Origin of the sequence: Labrenzia sp. PHM005 (genome assembly GCF_006517275.1) — a bacterium.
Taxonomy (GTDB): domain Bacteria; phylum Pseudomonadota; class Alphaproteobacteria; order Rhizobiales; family Stappiaceae; genus Roseibium.
On sequence record NZ_CP041191.1, the window covers coordinates 4,558,918 to 4,577,536 of the forward strand.

At 55.4% G+C, this 18,619-nt stretch carries 17 protein-coding genes; 7 read left to right on the forward strand and 10 right to left on the reverse strand.

The window, feature by feature from the left end:
- Nucleotides 1-110: 110 nt before the first annotated feature.
- Entirely contained in the window at nt 111-1,496 is a 1,386-nt protein-coding gene (locus FJ695_RS20605) for a mannose-1-phosphate guanylyltransferase/mannose-6-phosphate isomerase (RefSeq protein WP_141187187.1), read from the forward strand.
- Between the two features lie 36 nt (nt 1,497-1,532).
- Here FJ695_RS20605 and FJ695_RS20610 read toward each other — a convergent pair whose 3' ends face one another.
- Nucleotides 1,533-1,883, reverse strand: coding sequence for a hypothetical protein (locus FJ695_RS20610; RefSeq protein ID WP_141187188.1), 351 nt, complete (start codon nt 1,881-1,883; stop codon nt 1,533-1,535).
- 315 nt (nt 1,884-2,198) lie between these two features.
- On the opposite strand from FJ695_RS20610, the gene FJ695_RS28070 reads away from it, so the two are divergent.
- Complete coding sequence (locus FJ695_RS28070; RefSeq protein ID WP_168206442.1) at nt 2,199-2,348, forward strand: hypothetical protein; 150 nt, start codon at nt 2,199-2,201, stop codon at nt 2,346-2,348.
- Between the two features lie 53 nt (nt 2,349-2,401).
- Here FJ695_RS28070 and FJ695_RS20615 read toward each other — a convergent pair whose 3' ends face one another.
- On the reverse strand, nt 2,402-2,782 hold the full coding sequence (locus FJ695_RS20615; protein WP_141187189.1) for a hypothetical protein: 381 nt from the start codon (nt 2,780-2,782) through the stop codon (nt 2,402-2,404).
- A gap of 273 nt (nt 2,783-3,055) precedes the next feature.
- On the opposite strand from FJ695_RS20615, the gene FJ695_RS20620 reads away from it, so the two are divergent.
- The 4 genes from FJ695_RS20620 to FJ695_RS20635 all read left to right on the forward strand — a co-directional run bounded on the left by FJ695_RS20620 (nt 3,056) and on the right by FJ695_RS20635 (nt 9,793).
- On the forward strand, nt 3,056-3,616 hold the full coding sequence (locus FJ695_RS20620; RefSeq protein ID WP_141187190.1) for a PadR family transcriptional regulator: 561 nt from the start codon (nt 3,056-3,058) through the stop codon (nt 3,614-3,616).
- Between the two features lie 23 nt (nt 3,617-3,639).
- Complete coding sequence (locus tag FJ695_RS20625; protein ID WP_141187191.1) at nt 3,640-4,743, forward strand: efflux RND transporter periplasmic adaptor subunit; 1,104 nt, start codon at nt 3,640-3,642, stop codon at nt 4,741-4,743.
- Entirely contained in the window at nt 4,740-8,717 is a 3,978-nt protein-coding gene (locus FJ695_RS20630; protein ID WP_141187192.1) for an efflux RND transporter permease subunit, read from the forward strand. Before FJ695_RS20625 ends, FJ695_RS20630 begins: the two co-directional genes overlap by 4 nt.
- A gap of 122 nt (nt 8,718-8,839) precedes the next feature.
- Nucleotides 8,840-9,793, forward strand: a complete 954-nt coding sequence (locus tag FJ695_RS20635) for a helix-turn-helix domain-containing GNAT family N-acetyltransferase (RefSeq protein WP_141187193.1) — start codon at nt 8,840-8,842, stop codon at nt 9,791-9,793.
- A gap of 19 nt (nt 9,794-9,812) precedes the next feature.
- On the opposite strand, the gene FJ695_RS20640 is transcribed toward FJ695_RS20635, so the two are convergent.
- The 5 genes from FJ695_RS20640 to FJ695_RS20660 all read right to left on the reverse strand — a co-directional run bounded on the left by FJ695_RS20640 (nt 9,813) and on the right by FJ695_RS20660 (nt 13,920).
- Nucleotides 9,813-10,562, reverse strand: coding sequence for an SDR family oxidoreductase (locus FJ695_RS20640; RefSeq protein WP_141187194.1), 750 nt, complete (start codon nt 10,560-10,562; stop codon nt 9,813-9,815).
- A gap of 122 nt (nt 10,563-10,684) precedes the next feature.
- Nucleotides 10,685-11,200, reverse strand: coding sequence for a GNAT family N-acetyltransferase (locus tag FJ695_RS20645; protein WP_168206443.1), 516 nt, complete (start codon nt 11,198-11,200; stop codon nt 10,685-10,687).
- Between the two features lie 35 nt (nt 11,201-11,235).
- A complete protein-coding gene (locus tag FJ695_RS20650) occupies nt 11,236-12,048 on the reverse strand; it encodes a phosphatidylcholine/phosphatidylserine synthase (RefSeq protein WP_141188848.1) in 813 nt (270 codons plus the stop codon).
- A gap of 65 nt (nt 12,049-12,113) precedes the next feature.
- The gene (locus FJ695_RS20655) at nt 12,114-12,818 is read right to left on the reverse strand and encodes a phosphatidylserine decarboxylase (RefSeq protein ID WP_141187196.1); all 705 of its coding nucleotides are present in this window, start codon (nt 12,816-12,818) and stop codon (nt 12,114-12,116) included.
- A gap of 151 nt (nt 12,819-12,969) precedes the next feature.
- Entirely contained in the window at nt 12,970-13,920 is a 951-nt protein-coding gene (locus tag FJ695_RS20660; RefSeq protein WP_141187197.1) for a LysR family transcriptional regulator, read from the reverse strand.
- 97 nt (nt 13,921-14,017) lie between these two features.
- Here FJ695_RS20660 and FJ695_RS20665 point away from each other — a divergent pair, with 97 nt between their 5' ends.
- On the forward strand, nt 14,018-14,197 hold the full coding sequence (locus FJ695_RS20665; RefSeq protein ID WP_141187198.1) for a hypothetical protein: 180 nt from the start codon (nt 14,018-14,020) through the stop codon (nt 14,195-14,197).
- Between the two features lie 54 nt (nt 14,198-14,251).
- On the opposite strand, the gene FJ695_RS20670 is transcribed toward FJ695_RS20665, so the two are convergent.
- The 3 genes from FJ695_RS20670 to FJ695_RS20680 form a co-directional block, all read right to left on the reverse strand.
- The gene (locus FJ695_RS20670) at nt 14,252-16,189 is read right to left on the reverse strand and encodes an ABC transporter ATP-binding protein/permease (protein WP_141188849.1); all 1,938 of its coding nucleotides are present in this window, start codon (nt 16,187-16,189) and stop codon (nt 14,252-14,254) included.
- Between the two features lie 46 nt (nt 16,190-16,235).
- Nucleotides 16,236-16,640: a helix-turn-helix transcriptional regulator gene (locus FJ695_RS20675; protein WP_141187199.1), complete on the reverse strand. Its 405-nt coding sequence runs from the start codon at nt 16,638-16,640 to the stop codon at nt 16,236-16,238.
- A gap of 137 nt (nt 16,641-16,777) precedes the next feature.
- Nucleotides 16,778-18,619 (reverse strand): LysM peptidoglycan-binding domain-containing protein, encoded by a 1,842-nt coding sequence (locus tag FJ695_RS20680; protein WP_141187200.1) that lies wholly within the window; start codon nt 18,617-18,619, stop codon nt 16,778-16,780.

Genomic DNA, 18,619 nt, shown 5'->3' on the forward strand with positions numbered 1-18,619 from the left:
GTATCTATTCGGCCGGAAAGTTGCAACCTGCCGTCCCCTCGTTAAGACTTCACTGTAAGCTGTTCGCTTATATACTGAAACAGCCGTTTCTTTCATCAGGACAACCCGTCATGATTTTTCCCTGTATCTTATCCGGTGGTATTGGTTCCCGTCTGTGGCCCCTGTCTCGAAAGGACCGGCCCAAACAATTCCTGCCGCTGTTTGACGGGGAAAGCCTGTTTCAAAAAACTTGCAAGCGTGTGTCTGCCGAAGACTTTGCCAATCCGATCATCATTGGAGGCAATACACACCGATTTTTGATGGGCGAGCAAATGGCGGAAATCGGTGTCGAAGCCGACACGATCCTGCTGGAACCAGTCGGCCGCAACACCGCACCTCCGGCCCTCATGGCGGCCTTGATTGCCTTTGAAAAGGATCCAGATGCCCTAATCCTTCTGCTGCCCTCTGATCATCTAATCGGTAAAGAAGAAGTCTTTTTGAGTGCGGTGGGCAACGCACAGGACGCAGCCCAAAACGGCCAGATTGTGACTTTCGGCATTACGCCAACCACCCCCAACACCGGTTATGGCTATATCCAATTGGAGCCTGGCGATGAGGCGGTGCGCAAGGTCAGCGCTTTTGTGGAAAAGCCGGATCTTGCAAGAGCACAAGAGTTTTTAAAAGGGGGCGCCCATGTCTGGAACGCCGGGATTTTTCTGTTTTCCGCCCAAACGATGATCGAAGCTTTCAAGCTTCACCAGCCAGCGCTTTTTGAAAACATTTCAGCGCTCATGGCGACACGGCACAGCGATCTGGATTTTACCCGGCTGGACGAAGACAAATTTGCGCAGCTTGAGAGCATCTCGATCGATTACGCGATCATGGAAAAAGCTAATAATGTTGTCTGTGCTCCCATGGCCCCGGACTGGGATGATCTTGGCTCCTGGTCGGCAATCTGGAGTGTTCTGGACAAAGACAGGGAAGGCAACTCCGCCCTAGGTGACGCCCGTTTCCTAAACTGTAAGGAATGCTTGGCGTATGCAGATCGAAGGCTGGTGTCTGTCATCGGCCTGGAAAACGTCATGGTGATCGCAACCACCGACAGCGTTCTGGTTGCCCACAAGGACCAAGCGCAGGACGTGAAAAAGGTTGTAGAGCAACTTGAGGCGGAAGGCCGCAGCGAAACTGAACGCCACCCGCGTTCCTACAGGCCTTGGGGGTATTCTGAACGCATCAACTCTGGCGACCGATTTGCGGTTCAATCCATGATGATCAAGCCCGGCAAACGCCTCAGTCTGCAAAGCCATCTGCACCGGGCTGAACACTGGGTTGTTGTTTCCGGAACCTTGGAAATAACGATCAATGATGAAGTCAGTCTTCTGACCGAAAACCAATCCGCCTATGTGCCGCTTGGGGCGCAGCACACATTGCACAATCCTGGACGGATACCGGTGCGGATGATCGAAGTTCAGTCCGGCACCTATCTTCAAGAAGATGATATCGTCCGCCACTCGTAAAACGGCGGACCATCGATGTTGTCCAGTGGGTCTGTTCTAATGGATCGCTATGCTTTGCGGAGATTGAAGACCCTTCAGGATCGAAAGCACTTGCTGTCCGTTTAACTTCTTTTCCGGTCCAGATGTGCTCCCCGCACCCGCCGCTTGCAATCTATCATTGACCTCTCCCAGCCGGACTTCCAGCCGTTCGAGCATCATGCTCGGCATGCGCAACGCGGTGATATAAAGCGTTTTCGCCTCTTCTGCTGAAGCTCGCCAGTTGATGGACTCTACGCTTCTATAGACGGCCGAAGCCATGTCCTGAAGCTCAACGGCGTCTTCAACGACCGGTTCCATCAGGGCGACTGTGCGCTCCGGGTTGCTCCCAACCCAAACCGCTACTGCCATAGAAACGAATGCAAAAACAATAATATGGAAATTTCTTAGAAAATATCCCACCTGCAACCCCTGCGATAGGTTAACGATTTGTTAACTTGCAATCACAGGTAAACCGAAGTGGTGCGCACTGCAATATCTACTCTTGTTTGCCCGGTGGTATTTTCAATGTTTTGGTTAATTCCGTTCGGGCAACAGCCACACAAACTATCGACATCGGCACCACTCACTCGTGAAAAATGCTGATCGCTAAAATTTTATTGGAAGAATTACCGTAGTTTTACGGGAGCGCAGGTTAGAAAGGCATCAATCTAAGAGGAGTTCCACATGTTCGACCGGAGCGGCGAAATGAAACTTTCGTCCCTAGGGCTGCTGCTCATCCTAACGGCATGTCTGATGACGTTGTTCGCGCAACCGTCTTCAGAACGCGTGCCGGCCGGCAAAATATCGATCGGTCACTATGGATTTGCCAAATAGGCCGCTTATCGGACCTTTGCGCCCTTGGGCGATCAGAAAGGTCTAGATCCCCTCTAACGCGACGAGAAGCGGGAATGGCGCGCGCTTTGTGCCCTCACTGGAACAGGTACTGGAGCGGGTTCAAGAGAAAACATTGAAGGTAACTTTGACCCTGGTTTCCCGTTCCCGCCATTTGCTCCCAACAACATGATTGCCGAGCCAACAACCACAGACCCAAGTGTGATCACCAATCCGGTCGCGAGCATAAGGATAGGCACCAACGGGCTCTCATCGCCCTGAACCAGAACTGTCAGATTACCAATATTGGAATAGAAAATCCCTCCAAGAACCAGCCCGGAAATCCCAAGGCCAGCTAGTCCATTTATGGCGAGCAGCCGGAAAAACGGATCCCGAGGCAGAAGGCGCTTGCCAAGATTTCCTATGAGTTTATACATCGCCATAGCCTCCGCCAAATTACCCTGCAGTCAATAGAGTAGTGCCATTCTCTGGGGTCTCAACCTGCCATTTTTGCGCAGTCCCCGGTTTTCCGGCAGAAATTCGTTAACTGTCCGCTCGGCTTTTTTCGCAGTTGCCCTTGCGAAATAGCGGGCTGATATATATTTACTCGATATATCGATCCGGCATATGGCAATTTTACGAGGGATAAATCTCGTCAAACTGGCAGTTTTTGCTTCTGCCAGCGTCGCCGGATATCGGAGGAATTGATTATGAGCGTTCGTGGCCTATGCCTTGCTATTCTGTCGTTCGGCGACGCGACCGGTTATGAAATCCGGAAAGAATCGACCGAAGGCCGGTTCAGCTATTTTGATGACGCCAGCTTTGGCTCGATCTATCCGGCCCTGGCGCGTCTCGAAGCCGACGGCATGGTGACCGTGCGCGAAGAACCGCAGGCCGGCAAACCCTCTCGAAAAGTCTATTCCATCACAGAGGCAGGACGCCAAGAATTCATCACCTCCTTGTGCGAACCTCAGGCTCCCGACACTTTCAAATCCCCTTTCCTTTTGATTGCCCTGAATGCCGCTAAGTTGCCGCCGGAAGTGCTGCGACGTGCACTCGACCGGCGCAAAGCACAAGTGGAGGACGAGCTCCGGTTGCTGTCTGGGTGCAGCGAAGCGGACTCAGAATGTTCACATGCAGGGTCCGACTGGACTCGTGACTACGGTATCGCCTGCATGAATTTCACACTTCGCTATCTCGAAGAGCATGGCAATGCCCTGATCAAAATTGCTGAAGACGCAGCCGAACCCGTTCAGACGGCCGCTGAGTAAGCCTGTACTTGGAGTACCTTAGAATGCCTATCAAGTTTTCCTATATCCTGGCAGCCGGACTGGCCGCAGGCATCGGAATATGGATGTCTGGTGGATCTGTCGTGGTTGGGGGCGTTGGAGATGGCGAAAACGCAACCCCTGCCCCGGCCGTTCGTGTGGCCGAACAGTCCGAAGGCACGTTCCGTGTCGAGGTTCGCAAGCTGTTTGCGCAGGACCGGCAAGCCGTACTGGAAGTGCGCGGCCGGACTGAAGCAGAAGCCAAAGTCGCCGTCCGTTCTCATGTGACAGACGATGTGATCGACCGCCCTGCCCGCGAAGGCGCTTACGTTGCGGCTGGCGACATCCTATGTATCCTTGACCGCGGCACCCGAGAATCGCGGATTTTGGAAGCCAAAGCGGCTGTCGCGGAAGCTGAAATGCTGCAAAAGGCTGCCAAACAGCTGAGCAGCAAGGGCTTTACCGCCGAAACCCGTGTCATGACCGTACAGGCTCAGTTGGACGCTGCAAATGCCCGGTTGGAAGAAGCCGAACGGGAACTGCGGCGGACAGTCATCCGCTCTCCAATCAATGGCGTCATTGAAAGCCCAATGGCCGAAATTGGTGCCCAACTCGATAAGGGCAGTGTCTGCGCAACGGTCGTCAATTCTGATCCGATGATAGCGATCGGCGAGGTCAGCGAACTGAACATTGGTCAGATTTCGGAAAACATGACTGCCGAAGTCGAATTGGTTACTGGCGACACTTTCGAGGGCCGCGTCCGTTACATCGCGCCGGCAGCCAATCCGGACACGCGCACCTTCCGTGTCGAAGTGGAAATACCGAATTCCGAAGGAAAGGCCCGTGACGGGGTAACGGCTGTGACCCGTTTGCCGCTGCCGGTCGAAAAGGCGCACAAGATTTCTCCGGCGATCCTGACGTTGAACGACAACGGCAAAGTTGGCGTCCGCGCAGTGGATCAAGAGAACAAGACAATGTTCTACCCAGTCAAAGTCTTGGGCGGCGAACAGGATGGTCTCTGGGTCGGCGGATTGCCGGACGAAGTGATCGTGATTGTGGTGGGTCAGGAATATGTGGCTGACGGCCAAGTCGTCGAACCTGTGATCAAGACTGCGGAGGTCACTCAATGATAAACATGCTCGAAGGTGTCCTCCGGCGCCCGAAAACAGTTTTTGTCTTGATGATCGCGCTGCTTGTTGCAGGCATCTTCAGCTATATCAACATTCCCAAGGAAGACAGCCCGGACATTGATGTCCCGGTATTCTACGTTTCGATTTCTCAACAAGGCATTTCACCTGAGGACGCCGAGCGCCTGCTTATCCGTCCGATGGAAACCGAGCTGCGTGGTCTAGATGGACTGAAGGAAATTACCGCGATCGCTTCTGAAGGTCACGCGGGGATCGTTCTGGAGTTTGATATCTCCTTTGACAAGGACGAGGCCATGGCCGACGTCCGGGACAAAGTGGATACAGCCAAGGGCGAACTTCCGGCAGACGCTGAAGAGCCAACGATTTCGGAAACCAACTTCGCGCTGGTACCGACAATTACGATTGCGCTGTCCGGGAATGTTCCAGAACGCACACTTTACCAGCATGCCCGTCGCCTGAAGGATCAGGTGGAGGCAATCGACACGGTTCGGTCTGCAGACCTTAAGGGGCACCGGGAAGAACTTCTGGAAGTGCTGATCGATTCCGAAAAACTGGAATCTTATGCCATCACGCAGCAAGAGCTGCTGACTTCACTCGCCCAAAACAACCAGCTCGTTCCGGCGGGCTACATTGATGGCGGTCAAGGCCGTTTCAATGTCAAGGTACCTGGGCTCGTTGAAACAGCCCTGGATGTTTATTCCCTCCCAATCAAACAATCCGGCGAAGGCGTGGTTACCTTGAGCGATGTCGCGGAAATCCGCCGCACGTTCAAGGATGCCGATTCCTACACCCGCGTGAATGGCAAACCTGCAATTGCACTGGATGTCACCAAGCGGATCGGCACCAACATCATCGAGAACAACATCGCCATCCGCGCTGTTGTGGATGAAGCCTCCAAAGATTGGCCGGAAACGGTTCAAGTCGACTACATGCTCGACATGTCGTCGAACATTTTTGAGGTTTTGGGCTCACTTCAGTCGTCGATCATGACGGCGATCTTCCTCGTCATGATCCTGGTTCTGGCGGCGTTGGGCCTGCGCTCTGCCCTGCTTGTCGGCCTTGCAATCCCGACGTCCTTCATGGTCGGCTTCCTGATCCTTTCCGGGCTCGGCTACACGGTCAACATCATGGTGATGTTCGGCCTCGTGCTGACGGTCGGGATGCTGGTTGATGGCGCCATCGTCATGGTGGAATACGCTGACCGGAAAGTTCATGAAGGCATGGAAGACCGGGAAGCCTACATCCGCGCCGCGAAGCTGATGTTCTGGCCGATCGTCTCCTCGACAGCGACAACTCTTGTCGCGTTCCTGCCGATGCTGCTGTGGCCAGGTGTTGCCGGTGAGTTCATGAGCTACCTGCCGATCATGGTCATCATCGTCCTGACCGCAGCGTTGTTAACGGCAATGGTGTTCCTGCCGGTCACCGGTGGCATCTTTGCCGTTCTCACCCACTGGATCGAACGGCATGCTGCCGGGCTTCTGGCGGTTATGTTTGCTGTTATCGGCGCTGTTATGGCACTGGCATTCTCCGGTGTTCTGCCTGGCTCACCCGACTTTTCTGCACAGCTTGCAGCAGCTCCGTTTGCGCCTGTGATCGCCCTGGCAACTTTTGTTGTGGTCGGTTATCTGTCGTTCCGCATTCTGCGTCCGTTTGTACAAAAGCGCCGTGAGAAAGCTGCCCTTCAGCTTGAAGAAGAAAACCTGAAACCGTCAAAACAGTTCCGGCCGGTGACTTTCGTGTCGCTTGCCTTTGAAGCTGTTGCTGTCGTGTTCGCGGCTTACTTCGCCTACTTCCTCGCAACCAATCGTCCAGACATCATTACGGGCACCATCGAAACCGTCATGACCGCGCTTTCCGGCCTTGCCCAGCCATTGGCTGTTCTGGCCAACCCGATCGCGCTTGACGCGGTTTTCTACCTCGTCGTGTTTGGGTTTGCGATCATTGCAATTTGGGCCGGTTACAAAACGATTTCGCCTCTGGTTCATCTTCTGGAAGCTGTCTTTGCTGCGGTTGGCCGGAAGCTGGGATTTGTCAAAAAAATCGAGGCGGACGCCGCAGAGGAAACAGACGATTCCCTCCGGTTCGACACCGGGACGGTACGTGGCCTCACCGGCCTCTATGTCCGGCATCTGAAGCTGCTTGCCGGCAACCCAATCGGCAACATTCTTACAATCGTTGTAATTTTGGGCGCCGGCGCCTTGATCTTCACAACGTTTGCTTCCAACCCGACTGGCGTTGAGTTCTTCGTTGATGAAGAGCCGGATCAGGCAGTCGTCATGGTGTCGGCGCGCGGCAATATGTCAGCCGCTGAGTCCCTTGAGATCGTCAAGAAGGTTGAAACGGAAGTTCTGCAAACCGCGGGCATTCAAAATGTCATCACAAACGCCTTTCCTCCAGGGGGGGGCAGTGGCCCGCAATTCATCGGCGGCGTTCAGGACAAACCGGCTGACGTGATCGGTGAGATGTCGCTGGAGCTGGCGAAATACTGCTGCCGCCGGAAAGCCGTCGATATTTTTGCCGAAATCCGGGACCGGACCGCCGATATTCCGGGTATCAAGGTGGAAACCCGCAAGATCGAAGGTGGTCCGCCAACCGGCAAGGACATCCAGCTTGAGGTCAAGTCCACCGATTATGACACCATGGTGGAGCAGGTTGCCTTCATTCGAGCCAAACTGGACGAGATGGAACACCTGCTAGATCAGGAAGATGGCCGGCCACTTCCGGGCATTGAATGGCAGATCACCATCGACCGGGAACAGGCAGGCCGCTACCAGGCAGGCATCGCTTCGGTTGGCAACATGGTGCAACTCGTCACGAACGGGGTTCTGATCGGCAAATACCGGCCGACGGACTCTGAAGATGAAGTCGACATCCGTGTCCGTCTTCCAGCCAAAGAGCGTACACTCGACCGGTTTGACCAGCTGCGCCTGCAGACCACTCTTGGACTGGTGCCGATTGCCAACTTCATTGACCGGGCACCGGAACAGAAGGTGTCGTCAATCACCCGGCGCGATGGCCTCTATTCAATGATGCTGAAGGCAACAGTTGACAAAGCAGCCGTGGACGCCGAGGGCAAACCGATCACCGTTGATGCCAAGGTGCAGGAGCTGACGGCTTGGCTGGACACACAGACCTTCCCGGACAATGTCTTCCTGCAATTCCGCGGAGCCGATGAAGATCAAAAGGAATCGGGCGAGTTCCTCATGAAGGCGATGGTCGCATCGCTGTTCCTGATGTTCCTGATCCTTTTGACCCAGTTCAACTCGTTCTACCAAACCTTCCTGACCCTCTCTACGGTGGTCATGTCGGTGATGGGCGTGCTGCTGGGCATGCTGCTGACAGGCCAGAAGTTCTCGATCATCATGACGGGAACCGGGGTCGTGGCATTGGCCGGGATCGTGGTGAACAACGCAATCGTTCTGATCGACACCTACAACCGGTTCCGTCATGACGGTTTTGAGCCGCTTGATGCGATCTTGAAGACGTCCAGCCAGCGCCTGCGTCCGATCTTGCTGACAACGGTCACAACCATCGTCGGCCTGATCCCAATGGCAACCGCTGTCAATTTCGACTTCTTCACCAAGACGATCGCAGTTGGCGGCATCACGGCGATCTGGTGGATCCAGCTGTCGACAGCGGTCATCTCCGGCCTCGCCTTCTCGACCGTCCTGACGCTCGTCATGATCCCGGTCATGATCGCGCTGCCGAGCACGTGGGTACGGACCTTCTGGTCTGTCGTGGATTGGTTCCGGTCCCTTGGTTCTGTCTTCAAACGGACACCGGCAAAGACCGCAGAAGATGCAGATCTGGAAGGTGAAACCATCGAGCCTGCCAATGAGGACGTTGAAGACCTGCCGGAAGAAGAAAAACGGCCGGCGGCCAAGGTGGTGTCCATGCCAAAACCAGCACCGCCAAAAATTCCGCCGCAGGAAGAGCTACCGCACGCGGCAGAGTAGACCTCCAGTACGCCGCATAGTGCAGAAAGGCCGCCGGATTCCGGCGGCCTTTTTGTTTGCCCTTGCAAAGCCTGATACGTGCCCCTATATAGTTGCTTAATACAACTATTTAAGGCGATACAATGACCGCTCTTGCCCCTCACCTCGTCGAAGACATCCGCGCTTCCTCCAGAAAGCTTGTCCGGGAATTCGGTTTTCTGGATAAAACCATTGCCGGCACAAACCTTTCCGGCTCCGGTGTCCACGCCGTTATGGAGATCGGCCTGACACCGGGTATCACGGCCAAGGAATTGACTGCCCGTTTGAAGCTGGAGAAGTCCACTGTCAGCCGACTTTTGAAGTCGCTCGAGGCTCGCGGCGATATTCTCCAAACCAAATCGCAAACCGACGGCCGCGCCTATGGACTGAGTTTAACTGAGGCCGGCAAGGAGACCTGGTTCGCCATCAACCGTTTTGGTGACACTCAGGCGCGGACCGCCCTTGCCCAAATATCCAACTTGGACGTGGCAACGATTGCAAACGCGCTTTCGACCTACGCTGATGCACTCGGTAACCGATACAACGGGGCAAAAGCTGCTGAGTCAGAGTTTGAAATTGAGGAAGGCTATCAAACCGGCATGATCGGCGATGTCGCCGCCCTTCATGCGCGGACACATGGCGCGATCGTCGGCATGGGGCCGGCGTTTGAAAGCGTTGTTTCCCAAGCCATGGCAGAATTCATGCCGCGTGTTGACCGCCCAATGAACAACAGTTGGAGTGTGCTGGAGGGCGGTGAAGTGATTGGATCGATCACGATTGACGGCGAAGATCTCGGCAACAACATCGCGCATCTGCGCTGGTTTATCCTATCGGAAAAACTTCGTGGCAAGGGATTGGGCCGGGTTCTCCTTCAAAAGGCGCTGGACCACTGCGACAGTCTCGGATTTGACGAGATCCATCTGTGGACCCTCAAAGGTCTCGATGCAGCACGAGCGCTTTATGAAAAAAATAGATTTTTCCTGGCAGACGAGTACCTGGGCGATCAATGGGGCAAAGAAGTCGCAGAGCAAAAATTCATCCGGAAACGGCCCGCGTAAGACGGGCCGCTTGCGGTAGTTAGGTTTTCGAAATCGAGTTTCCGCCATCGCACAGCATGGCCGTGCCTGTCACAAAAGATCCGGCATCCGACAACAAAAACAAGGCCGCTTTTGCAATCTCTTCGGGTTCAGCCATCCGCTTCAAGGCGTGCATCCCTTTGACAAATTCCAGAAACTCCGGATCGTTGCCGGCCATTTCAGTCTTTGTGCCTCCAGGAAGCAAGGCATTGACCCGGATGTTGTCCTGACCACATTCCGCCGCCAAGCACTGCGTCAAACCGATCAGTCCGGCTTTTGATGCGCCATAGGCTGCCATGCCGGGCATGCCGACGGTGTGACCGACGAAGGTGGAGGTAAAAACAATCGCGCCGCCGCCTTGCTTTTTCAGGGCTGGGATCTGGTGTTTGGCGGCAAGAAAGCAGCTGGTAAGATTGGTTTGAATAACCGTATTCCAAGCTTCTTGGCGCATTTCCGGCACGGGTCCCAGATCCCCTAAAATGCCGGCATTGTTGAACGCCCCATCCAACCCGCCGAAATGGTTTTGAGCCGCATCAACGACCGCTTTTGCGCTGTCTGGATCATTGACGTCGCCAGTGACTATCAGGACTCTGTCCCGGGCACCGTTGAGCTCCGCCTTCACGGCCTCAAGCCGGTCTTTGCGCCGGGCAGTGATCACCAGATTGGCGCCGGCATCGGCAAAAAGTTTGACGGCAGCAGCACCGATGCCGCTGCTGGCACCGGTGATCAAAATCGTTTTATCTTGCAACATTTTTTGGGTTCCTCGTTGGAATTGAGGAATCCTAAGTGAACCAGATTCCCGCCTCTAGAAACCCGATTTGCGAGCCGTGTCTTTGATGTTTTATGAAGAGCATCTGGTCAGCAGGTGCGCCCCTACGCCGACCACAACGCCGGATCCATCCAGACTGGAGGAAGGTTGAGCGAACCGGACGCAACACGTAACGCCGGCCCCAGGGATACAGACTGCCACGCCTGTGCCCACTCCTCTGGCAAAGGATAGGGCGTCTGTATATCGTTTTCCTGAGAAAATCCGAAGCGGCTGTAATAGGCCGGATCCCCCAACACCAAAACTTTCTCAACAGACTGGGCTTTCAGGCGGTCAAATCCCTCTTTGACAAGCGCTGACCCAAGTCCCTGTTTGTGATGATTGGGCGCCACACACAAGGGCGCAAGCATGGCAAGCGGCGTTTCCGATTGCCCCGCAGTACAGAAGGTGAAGGCGGCATGTCCGAGAACTTCACCATCATTCACGGCAACCAAGGACAACACTCTGGGTTCATTGGTCTCCAGGGACCGCACCAATGGTAAGAGGTCTTCGTCCGGAAATGCTGCAGGATAGATCGCCTCAAGTGCAGCCAGGTCCTCAGGTGTGCTTTGACGGATAATCACCAGATCCTCCTGCAAATACGTCAGCCCCAATACCGTTAACCGCCGTGATCTTTATCCCTGTCAGCGATGTTGTCGAGATCGGTGTCGCACTCATCTTCATCGCCATCGACAACCCGGCCGCGGTCGGTTTGGACAAGCTTGCGATGGGCCCGCCAGGAAAACGGAATGCTCAAGAGATAAAGCACAGATCCGGCAGCAAGGATACGGAACGGAAAACTGGCGGTCAGCGCGACAAACAGGACAGCGAATACAAAGAGCGGCAGCACATAGTCCCGGCGCACCCGAGTACCGACATTCTTGCCGGAGAAAGTCGGCAACCGGCTAATCAGGAGAAAAGCGATCCCAATGGTATAGACCGCAACAACGGCGCTGTCGGCAAACCAGTGCGGAAACAGGCCCAGGAACTCAAAATAGAGCGGCAGCAGCACTGTCAACGCCCCGGCCGGAGCCGGTACGCCGGTAAAGAACCGTGACGCCCAGGCCGGTTTGTCCGGGTCCTCCAGCGCAACGTTGAACCGGGCAAGCCGCAAAGCCATGGAAATCGCAAAAATCAGCGCTGCGATCCAACCGATCGACCCCGCATCTTTCAAGATCCAGATGTACAGCATCAATGCCGGAACAACGCCGAAATTGACAAAATCAGCCAGCGAATCCAGTTCGGCACCAAATTTTGAGGTGCCTTTCATCAATCGCGCAACCCGGCCGTCGAGCCCGTCCAGCACAGCCGCTAAAATGACGGCCCCAACTGCGAATTCCCAGCGCCCTTCATACGCCATCCGCACTGCGGTCAGGCCAGAACACAAGGCCAGCAAAGTGACCATGTTCGGAACAATCAGCCGGAGCGGCACGCGCCGGAAGCGTGGCGTTGCGGTATCGGTTTCGGCGTTTTTTGGGGCGCTGCTCACGGTTCTTCTCAGCTCACCCGGGTCAGGGGCTGTGCCGGTGCCTGCGGTTGGGTGAGGTCCGCCAAGATCGTCTCCCCTGCGATCATCGTCTGACCAAGCGCGACTTTCGGTACGGTGCCTGCCGGGAAATAAACATCCAGTCGGGAGCCGAACCGGATCAGACCAAACCGGTCTCCCGCTGACAGATTCTCGCCTTCCCGGACGAAACAAATAATGCGGCGCGCGACCAATCCAGCAATCTGGACGACACCGATGTGGGTGCCATTGTGGTCGATCACCAGTCCATTGCGTTCGTTATCGTCGCTGGCCTTATCCAGCTCTGCGTTCAGGAATTTCCCTGCCCGGTAAGCCACACGAACGATCTTGCCGCCAACCGGTGCCCGGTTCACATGGCAGTTAAACACATTCATGAAGATCGAAACCCGCACCAGCGGTTCAGAGCCGAGCTGCAGTTCTTCCGGCGGACGCACCGGACCGACATGGCTGACAACCCCATCGGCTGGGGAAATGACCAAACCATCGCCAACGGGTGTTACCCGCTGAGGATCACGAAAAAAGTAACACACCCAACCGGTCAGAAAGAGGCCAATCCAGAAGAGCGGATCGATGAACCAGCCGACAACCAGCGTTGCGACCAGTGCAATGGCAACAAACGGCCAACCTTCGCGGTGGATTGGAACCATTGACTTGGTGACGGAATCGACAATCGACATGTTTTTCTTTCAGCATCCAGATGCGGAGGACAAAACCCATCTAACTCCGCGCGGCGATCTTGCAAGCGGTCCAAAACGCAATCCTTGCGCAGTGTCCGTTGCCAAGCTTCTAGAAGTTTTTTTAAAGGTTGAGAACCGGTTTTCCAGGTCTTCAAGCGCTTTTTGCCGCAAATGCGGCCTGTTGTTTCTCCGCCGCTTCCCGGTAGTCCTCCTCCCAATAGGGCGGCCGGCCGTATTTGGAAATCAGGAAATCAACAAAGGCAGATATCTTTGGCGGCACAAACTTGGCCGGTGGATAGACCGCATAGATATTGCCAGTCCGGGCGACCGGGTAGTCGGTCATCACCTCCACGAGACGTCCGTCGCGCAAATCCTCCCAGACATGGGCCGTGGATTTGACCGTCAGCCCCAGGCCATAAATTGCCGCATCATAAGCAAAGTCACCACTATCGCCGGACACCACCGCGTCTGTCGGCTGAAACGCAACCTCGCCATTCGGCCCGTTGAAATACCAGACCCGCATTGGATCAAACCCAATGCAGTCGTGATTGCGCAGATCTTCCGGAGTTTCCGGAAAACCTTTTCGCGCCAGATACTCGGGACTGGCGCACAATACCCTCGGATTGCCGCCAAGCTTGCGGGCCATCAGGCTGCTGTCCGGTAAAGGAGCCCCCCGGATAGCCATGTCATACCCCTCCCCGACCAGATCAACCAAACGGTCGGTCATGTCGATCTCAAGGCGCAAATCCGGGTAAAGCTGCCTAAATTCAGCCAGATACGGCAGGATGTGCTTTCGGCCAAAAAACACATTGGATGAAATCCGCAGGACGCCGCGAGGCGCTTCCTCTGCGGCGCTGATTTGTGCCTTGGCCTGGTTCATCTCCTGAAGTGCTGCGCTGGCATGGCGCAAAAACACTTCGCCGGCTTCCGTTAGAGCGGTCCGCCGTGTGGTCCGCACCACCAGTTGCGTGCCCAGTTCTTTTTCAAGATTACTGAGCCGGGTGCTCGAGGCAGACGGCGACAAGCCAAACTCCCGGCCTGCCGCGGACAGGCTTCCGAGCGCGGCCACCCGTTCAAAGAACTTCAAATCATCCAGACGCATTATTCGAAACTTTCGAAAGATATCTTCAAATCTACCCCAATTCTTCGAAGAAGCGCAATATGAGACAACTCCTTCCAGAAACTTGAAGGAGACCCAAATGATGCATACCGGAGATCACTACGAAGCTCGTGCCCGCGCAGAACGCCATTACGAATTGCGCCGTTTGACCAAGGCCTTGTCAGGCTTTCTGTTTGGCTCAACAGCCGAGCCGCATTCCAACCGTCGCCATCGGCAAGCAGCCAACGACCACTCAGCAAACACCTCCCGCGCGGCCTAAGCGCGGGAGTTTTCTAAGCGACCGGCCTCGTCATCGGTAACCAGGTCGAACAAGTTATTTCACCGGCACATAGTCCGCCGGTTGCCCTCGGGTGATAACACCCAGATCATCGTTTTCCCGGGCGGCCCGCAGGCGTTCCTCCGCCTCATCAGCTTCACGCTGACGGGCCCACATGGACGCATACAGACCGTTGTTGGCCAGCAGCTCTGTATGCGTCCCTCGCTCAGCGATTTCCCCCGCCTCCAGAACGATAATCTGGTCCGCATTGACGACCGTCGAAAGCCGGTGCGCAATGACCAGCGATGTCCTGTTCTTCGAAACCTGATCGAGCGCTGACTGGATTTCCCGTTCCGTGTGCGTATCAAGCGCAGAGGTCGCCTCATCCAGGATCAGGATCGGCGGTGCTTTCAAGATCGTGCGGGCAATCGCAACACGTTGTTTCTCACCGCCGGAAAGCTTCAAACCGCGTTCGCCGACCTCCGACTGATACCCCTGCGGCAAATTCTCGATGAAGTCATGGATCTGCGCCATGCGCGCTGCTTCCCGAACTTCCTCGTCCGTAGCATCCGGGCGGCCATAACGGATGTTGTAAGCAATCGTGTCGTTAAAGAGCACGGTGTCTTGGGGCACCATGCCGATGGCATGGCGGACGCTTTCCTGAGTGACATCGCGCACGTCTTGGCCGTCAATTTCGACCGCACCGCCCGTCACATCGTAAAAGCGGAACAACAGCCTGGAGATGGTCGACTTGCCAGCACCGGAAGGCCCGACGATCGCAACCGTCTTGCCAGCCGGAACATCGAAATCGACTCCCTTCAAAATCGGCCGGTCGGCATCGTAGTGGAAACGAACATCCCTGAAATGAAGCGCGCCCTCAACGGCCTTGAGTGGAGCAGCCCCAGGTTTGTCCTGGATTTCAGCCGGCACCAGCAGCAGATCAAACATGGATTCAATGTCAGCCAGGCCCTGTCGGATTTCCCGGTATAAAAACCCGATAAAATTGAGCGGCATAGAGATCTGCATCAAGAGCGCGTTGATCAGAACAAAATCGCCAATATTCTGTTCTCCGGCCATGATTGCTCTTGCGGATAGCGCCATACAGGCCGCCATGCCGAGCCCCAGAATGACCGCCTGACCAAAGTTGAGCCAAGCCAAAGACGTCCAGGTTCTTGTTGCGGCTTTCTCATACTTGGCCATGGACACATCAAACCGTTCGGCTTCCATTTTTTCATTGCCGAAGTATTTGACGGTTTCAAAGTTCAACAGGCTGTCGATGGCCTTGGAATTGGCGTCTGTATCGCTGTCATTCATCTCCCTACGGATATTGATCCGCCAGTTCGAGGTTTTGATGGTGAACCAGACATAGGTGACAATCATCACCGCAACGATGACGACGTAATAAAAACCAAACTGATACCAGATGACGGCGGCCATCAAGGCGAACTCAAGAACCGTCGGAATGCCGTTCAAGATCGTGAACCGGACAATCGATTCAATGCCTTTGACACCCCGCTCAATGACGCGGCTCAAGCCGCCTGTACGCCGGGCCAGATGAAACCGCAAGGACAGTTGATGCAAGTGGCGGAACGTCAGCTTGGCGAGCTGGCGAACCGCATGCTGCCCAACCCGGGCAAACAGGGCATCGCGCATCTGATTAAAGGCGACCGCCAGAACACGAGCGGCGTTATAAGCCAGTACCAGCATCACTGGTGCAACAAGAAAGGCTGGCAGCCCGACCTCTTCACCGGCCAATGCATCGGTCGCCCAGGCAAAAAAGTACGGCGACAGCACTGTGACGCATTTGGCGACCACAAGCGCAGCAATCGCCAGCAAAACCCGTTTTTTCAGGTCCGGCCGATTCGCTGGCCAGATATACGGCCACAAATTGGCAAGGGTTGTCAGCGTGTTGCCTTCATCGGCGCTCACAGCCTTTTGGGGTGCAGCAGGCTTCGGCGCCTGGCCAGCTTCAGTCGCCGCCGCTGACGTATTCATTGACTGGGTCAAATGTCCTCTCCCGTCGGCCTAGTGGCCGCCTCGGTTATTTGTCTTGTGCGTCCGTTAGTCCGGCCATTGCTTTGCCTGGATTTTCCTGACCATCCGCTTTGGCAGCGTTTAAAACTTTCCAGAAGGCGGCCGATGCGTCTTCGGCCTGCTGGAGGCGCGCCCAATTCAGATGGTAGTGGCAATTGCGTCCGCGGGTATCGCAGGTAAGGAGGCCCGCTTCCTTTAAAACCTGCAGATGTTGAGACACGGTGGATTGAGCGAGCGGCAATGCATCGACGATCTGTCCGCAACACGCCTCCTGCTCACCTGCGAGCCGGCGGAGAATTGCGATCCGCGCAGGATGACCAAGCGCCCGGAACATCGCCGCCAGATCCTCACATGCCGAAAGGCAGGGCAAATCGGTATCCGCAATAATCAGCGGGCCGTCTGTTTCGTTCATGCAGAACCTCCAGAAGGATCACAAAAATATGATCGTAAATATGCGATCAATCTTCAGAAAGACAAGAGCCAGAAACAATTAAGGCGGGCCCCATTTCTGGCGCCCGCCCGGTTTTGTGCAATTTGTTCTTACAAAAATCAGCCGTTGCGGCCGTTGTCCGCGTCCGGTTTCGGCCAGTTGAGATCACCCTCCGGTGTCAGGAAAACCTGACCAGGATAAATCAGATCCGGATTTCGGATTTGTCCCTGATTGGCCTGATAAATTGTGGTGTAGCGGATGCCCTCTCCGTAAAGGCGGCGGGAAATCCTCCACAGGTTATCGCCTTTGCGGATGATCACCACAGGCAGGGCTTTCTGGACCTCCGCACCTTGCGCATCCGGTGAACTGCCAGAACCGCTGACGACAACTTTGGTCAGGACGATCTGTTGATCCTGCTCTTTTTCAAACACCACTGCGGCACGCGCATCAACGGAGCTGCCGTCGTCGCCGATCATGTCGGCCCGGACTTCCACATTGCCTTCCGCAACATTCTTGTTGCCTTCAACAAGCCATTTGCCGCTGGAATTCACCTTCGCTTCGCCTTGGTAGTCGTCGCCGACATAAACCCGGACAGACGAGCCTGGGTCCCCTGTTCCAGCCACATAGACCTTGTCTTTTTCGGATTCGACAGCTTCCACTGTTACCGACGGCGTCGGGTCGTTGGTCTGGCTTGTTGCGCCAGCAGCAGTACTGTCATTCGTAGGCGCCGGTGTTTCTGATGAACTTGGAGGCTGAGACGGCGGTGCGGCGGCAAGTTGCTGATCACTGCTCGATGTTTCTGTTGCGCTCGGTGCACTCGCCGTTTCTTCGGAAGCAGATGCGCCTGAAGATGCAGATTTGGTTGCAGAAGGAGCGTCGTTCTGCGCCGCGTCGGTAGCCAATGCAACTTGCTGCGAACCTTCGGATACCTCTTGAGAGGCGCTCTCTGTAGCAGCATCCGCGGTCTCAGTTTCTTCACCGGCAGTGACGTCGCCTTCAGAACTTTGAACCGCCCCGGCTTGACCGGTCTCGGTTGTTGCCGGTTTCTCAGAAGCCGCAGCAACTTCCGTGGAAGCCGTTGGCGTTTGCTCTTCAGCCGGCTGTTTTTCCGGCGTATTAGCTGCGGTTTCACTGTCTTCCGCAGCTGTCTTCTCTTCAGCTATACCTGTATCAGCCGAAGCAGCTATACCGGTATCAGCCGCGGCTGTCTCGGCCGGCTTATCAACTGCAGCCTCGCTGTTTTGATCATCTGTGCCCGGCGCTGCAGCGACAACGGTTTCTTTGGCTTTTGGTGTATCATCAGGGCTACTGGCAGGTGCTTCCGCAACAGCGCTGGGTGCGGCTGTCTCAGGTTTCTGCAAAATATCCGACGGTCCATCCGGTGAATTGAGCACTACAAGCGGCTGTTCCTTGCCCCCTTGCGCAATCGACACCGCAACGCGTTCTTCGGAACCAGAAATCACTTCACCGTTTTGGTCATGGGTTTCCAGTCCGACATCATAATCACCCGGTTTCAGCGGTTCATTGAGAATGATGGTCCATTCTCCGACTTCATTTGCGATGCTCTTGCCAACAACTTCGCCATTGGCTGTCAGGGCAACAATTGCCCCCGCTTCGGAGCGGCCGGCAACCACAGTTTCACCGGTAGGCTCTACACCAACGACATCAAAGCTTGGTTTGGCGGGATCAGCCGTAACTGCCACTTGCGCGTCTGGAGATGCCGGCGTTTCAGCCACCTCCTCAGATGGCGATGTCTCGGCTGCAGGTGTGGCGGCTTTGTCAGGCGCTGCAGCAACATTTGGTGTCGTCTCACCTGCGGTTGTCGCTTGCGGCGCAGAGACTTCGCTTTCGTTTTGAAATGGAAGATCTCCGGTCTCGCGATAAATGTAGCCGGTCACCAATGCTGCAATGCCCACCGGCACCGCAATGATCAATGTCCAGATCAAGGTCTGTTTGTTCAT